Genomic DNA, 1411 nt, shown 5'->3' on the forward strand with positions numbered 1-1411 from the left:
ATTCGATCACCCTGACAATACTGAATTCGAAATCACTCCGGAGTCTGTTGAGGATACGTATCCATCTCTCGCTAAAAAATACGTGCTCAAAGTTTAAAATTTGTAGTAGTAAAATTTAACGGTGATAGTTTGGATGGGGTAATTTTTAAGTTTTATCCAGCAATGTATCCAGAGGTCACTAAAATTTCATTTAACAATCCAAAGGCAAGGATGTGGTAAGAACGAGTTCTAACAAAACGCTTAAGTCGCAACCCGCTACGCGGGTCGCTGGGACAAAAACACAATGCGGCTCCGCCATTTTCGCATTGTGCTTTTGCCCCTTAGCTTAGTGTTATACGCTTTGAAGTATCGCAACAAAAAAACGGAATTTAAGTGGAAGTAATTAGAAGTAAAGAGTTCACAGCAAGTAATGCTTGGGGCGCGAAGGATATTGCCAATATGAACGGCATTACCACTCGATTGCATTGGACTGATAAGCCTTACAAATGGCATGTAAATGACGGCGAAGAAGTATTTGCTGTTATGGATGGTGTTGTAGAAATGCTGTACAAAGAAAACAATGAAGTTAAGTCTGTAACCCTAAATTCAGGAGATATATTCTTTGCTTCAGTGGGCACAGAGCATGTTGCTCATCCTAAAGGCCAAGCTAGAATTTTGGTTGTAGAACGTGCAGGCAGCGTATAACAAAACGCTTAAGTCGCAACCCGCTACGCGGGTCGCTGGGACAAAAACACAATGCGGCTCCGCTATTATCGCATTGTGCTTTTGCCCCTTAGCTTAGTGTTATGCATTCAAAGAAAATTATGAGTAAAAGATTAATTCCAGCGGTTTTGATATTAGTAATTTCCTCAATGGTTATTGCTCAAATAGCATTAGATACACATCCAGAACCAAAGGAATTTTCCGCATCTTTCTCAAGTACAAAAGCTTACTCAGACGCTCTTCCCGCCTATCAAGACCATTTGCTCACTCACTTGCGCAATTGGTGGGTAGCTAATTATTCAGCTTTGCGTTTTTTGTTTTTTGCATCCTTTGTCGGGTTAGCTATGTACGGTTTGTGGTATTGGCTTTACAGTAAAGGCGAGCAACATGCATAACAAAACGCTCAAGTCGCAACCCGCTGCGCGGGTCGCTGGGACAAATACACAATGCGGCTCCGCAATTATCGCATTGTGTATTTGCCCCTTAGCTTAGTGTTATACGAATAAGTGAAAAATTTTAAATTCACTGGTAGTCTCAAACAATCTAATGAAATAGGGAAGTTTTAATGAAAAGTCACACTAAAATCGTTATCTCAACAATTGCCTTCGCAACCGTTATTGGTCTTCAAGCTTTCATGTTAGTTCAGCAAAGCAGCACTAATAAAACCTGTTCAAGCTCAAATGAGTCAGCTTCAAATTCAACTTAATAA

General features: G+C 40.3%; 2 protein-coding genes. Both read left to right on the forward strand.

Features of this window, described 5'->3' with window-relative positions:
• Positions 1-372 precede the first annotated feature (372 nt).
• Positions 373-684, forward strand: a complete 312-nt coding sequence (locus EYS00_RS20375; protein ID WP_130639738.1) for a cupin — start codon at positions 373-375, stop codon at positions 682-684.
• 119 nt (positions 685-803) lie between these two features.
• A complete protein-coding gene (locus EYS00_RS20380) occupies positions 804-1097 on the forward strand; it encodes a hypothetical protein (RefSeq protein WP_130639739.1) in 294 nt (97 codons plus the stop codon).
• Positions 1098-1411 lie beyond the last annotated feature (314 nt).

Source organism: Alteromonas sp. KUL49, from assembly GCF_006538345.1.
GTDB lineage: Bacteria > Pseudomonadota > Gammaproteobacteria > Enterobacterales > Alteromonadaceae > Alteromonas.